A 2,832-nucleotide genomic window follows, 5' to 3' on the forward strand; every position below is an offset into this window, starting at 1 on the left:
ATTCATCGCTGGCTCAGCGCCTGGCACCCTACCACCGTGGTGATTGACCCCATTAGCAACCTGACTTCGACCGGCAGCCTGCTGCAAACAAAATCGTTCTTTATGCGGCTGATTGATCACCTCAAGGCGCAGCAAATTACCGTATTAATGACCAATTTAATCGCCGCTGGCACGCCGCTGGAACATACCGAGGTTGGCATCTCATCGCTAATGGATACCTGGCTGGAAGTGCGCTCTATTGAGCACAATGGGGAACGCAATCGACTGCTGCAAGTGCTTAAGTCTCGCGGCATGAGCCATTCTAACCAGGTGCGTGAGTTTCGCCTCACCAGCCAGGGTATTGAGCTGGTGAGCGTCTATTTGGGACAGGGGCAGGTTTTGGTGGGCACAGCGCGGGCGATCCAGGAGGTCGCCGACGACAAAGCGCGGGTCGAGCGGCAGCAGCAGGTGGCCGCTCGGCGGCGACAGCTCGAACAACAGCGCCAGGCCACTCAGACTCAGCTGGCTATGCTCCAGCTCCAGTTGGAGGCAGAAAGCACCGAATTTGAGCACCTCCTGGAAGAAGAGCGTCTCTACGCAGCCGGGGCGCAGCGCGACCAAGCGACCATCGCCCAGCTGCGTCAGGCCGACTAGCCTTACCCGTTGCGTTTCAATTCTCTGCTGACCCTCCTGAAACTATGAGAACCCCTACCATGACGCAAGCGAATCAACCAAACCAGGCGGAACCCGAACTCTGGCAACTGCGCCTATATGTCGCCGGGCAAACCCCCAAATCAGTGACGGCCTTTGCCAATTTAAAGCGGCTGTGTGAGGAATACATGCCAAATCAATACCGCATTGAAATTGTTGATCTCTTGCAGCACCCAGAGCTGGCTCAGCAAGACAAAATTTTGGCGATTCCTACCCTGGTACGGCGACTTCCTCCCCCAATTCGGCAAATTATTGGCGATTTATCTAACCAAGAGAAAGTCATTGTGGGGCTTGACATTCGGCCAGGAGGAAACAAAGCAACTATGGATAGTAGCAACCCTTAAACGTGACCACTCAACGTGAATGTTATGGTGAATGACTTGCCCCAAGACCCCATGAACGATCTGCTCCCAGACCAGGCTGTGTCGCCTGAGGAAAGCGATGCCCTAACGGCTAGTTTTGAGCAGGCGATCGCCCATGATGATCAGCAACACTACCTCCTGCGGTTGTTTGTGGCTGGTGCCACCCCGCGATCGATTCAGGCCCTAGAACGGCTCAAATCTCTCTGTGAAACCTATTTGCAAGGGCGCTATGAGCTAGAGGTCATTGATATCTACCAGGCACCGTCGGCGCTCGGAGCCGACAATATCGTGGCGATTCCCACGCTGGTCAAACAGTTGCCATTGCCCCTGCGACACATTGTGGGCGACCTGTCTGACACCGAAAAAGTCTTGAAGGGCTTAGACCTAATCCCGAAGGAGTGACGATTGGGGAAGGGCTAGGCCTGTCACAACCCCAACTAAAACACATTCTGTGGATTGACCTATGGGCAATGAACGAGATAGTGATAAAACCAAAGCCGAGCTGTTAGCCGAAATTCAGTCCCTACGCGATCGCCTGACCGCCAGCGAAGATACTCTGCGCGCGATCCAGAGTGGCGAGGTCGATGCGCTAGTGGTTTCGACCTCAGACGGGCCTCGCATTTTTACCCTGCAAACCGCTGACCAATCCTATCGGCTGCTGGTTGAAGAAATGCAGCAGGGCGCAGCCATTTTATCGGCTGAAGGGTTGATCGTATACGGCAATCAAAGCCTGGCCGATTTGTTACAGCGGCCCCTAGAGCACCTGATCGGCGCTCATTTTCAGCAGTTTCTATCGCTGCAAGACAGCCTGCTATTTCAATCGCGAACGGGAGCAGCGGCCCAGAAGGAAAACGATACCCTGGAGCTGTTTCTGATTTCCTCCAGTGGCGTTGAAATTCCGGCCTATATTACGATCAGCTCACTCAATGTTAATGAAGCATTGATGACCTGCGTGGTGATTACCGACCTCACCCAGCAAAAACGCCATGAAGAGACCTTGGCGGCGGAGCGGCTATCTCGGTTCATCCTAGAACAGGCGGGTGAGGCTATTCTCGTCTGCGATGCCGATGGCATCATTATTCGGGCGAGTCAGGTGGCCTGTGAACTCTGGGGGCAAAAACTGCTCGGGCAACCCTTTGATCGATTAGGCCTCATGTCTGCTGCGGCTCCATCGATGTCCCCAGAGGACCAAGACATTACCCCGCTTGAACCTGGCGCGGGGGCTCAGGCTCCCTTTGCGCTCGCTACTATCCTGGGGGGCGATCGCATTCAAGGGCTTGAGGTCGAGCTGCAAACTCCGCAGGGGCAGCACTTAAGTTTCATTCTCAGCGCTCGCCCCCTGGCGGATGTAGACAACCAACAGCTCGGGGCGGTGGTGCTGTTGACCGATATTAGCGCTCGCCAACGCTTTGAGGCCAGTCTAAAGTCGCAACAGGAGCAGTTGCAGCAGCAGCTTGCCGAGATTGAAACCATCTATCAGTCGGCCCCCATTGGCCTCAACGTGCTAGACCGGGAGCTGCGCTTTGTGCGAGTTAACCAAAAGCTGGCGGAAATGAATGGGCTATCGATAAAGGCGCATCTGGGCCGCACTATTCGAGAGCTATTGCCTAACTTGGCTGACCAGGCCGAAGCGATGCTGCGCCCGATTCTAGAAACGGGTGAACCGCTGCTGAACATAGAAATCAGCGGCGATACCCCGGCCCAGCCCGGTGTACAGCGCACCTGGGTCGAGAGTTTCTGGCCCCTCAAAGATGGCGATCGCATCATTGGCATCAGCACT

4 protein-coding genes are annotated in these 2,832 nt (G+C 55.3%); all 4 read left to right on the plus strand.

The window, feature by feature from the left end; genetic code table 11:
• A partial coding sequence (locus V6D20_04165) for an ATPase domain-containing protein (protein ID HEY9814987.1) occupies positions 1-633 on the plus strand: 633 nt, incomplete at its 5' end.
• 59 nt (positions 634-692) lie between these two features.
• Positions 693-1,034, plus strand: a complete 342-nt coding sequence (locus V6D20_04170) for a circadian clock KaiB family protein (GenBank protein ID HEY9814988.1) — start codon at positions 693-695, stop codon at positions 1,032-1,034.
• Positions 1,035-1,058: 24 nt separating this feature from the next.
• Positions 1,059-1,454, plus strand: a complete 396-nt coding sequence (locus V6D20_04175) for a circadian clock KaiB family protein (protein HEY9814989.1) — start codon at positions 1,059-1,061, stop codon at positions 1,452-1,454.
• A 61-nt stretch (positions 1,455-1,515) separates the two neighbouring features.
• Positions 1,516-2,832, plus strand: a 1,317-nt coding sequence (locus tag V6D20_04180) for a PAS domain-containing protein (protein HEY9814990.1), incomplete at its 3' end; no start/stop codon positions are given.

Source organism: Candidatus Obscuribacterales bacterium (genome assembly GCA_036703605.1).
In the GTDB taxonomy this organism is placed as follows: Bacteria; Cyanobacteriota; Cyanobacteriia; order RECH01; family RECH01; genus RECH01.

Excerpts from the sequence above, each read along its gene's own strand:
- V6D20_04170 (HEY9814988.1), top strand. The coding sequence starts at position 693 with ATGACGCAAGCGAATCAACCAAACCAGGCGGAACCCGAACTCTGGCAA.
- V6D20_04175 (HEY9814989.1), top strand. The coding sequence starts at position 1,059 with ATGGTGAATGACTTGCCCCAAGACCCCATGAACGATCTGCTCCCAGAC.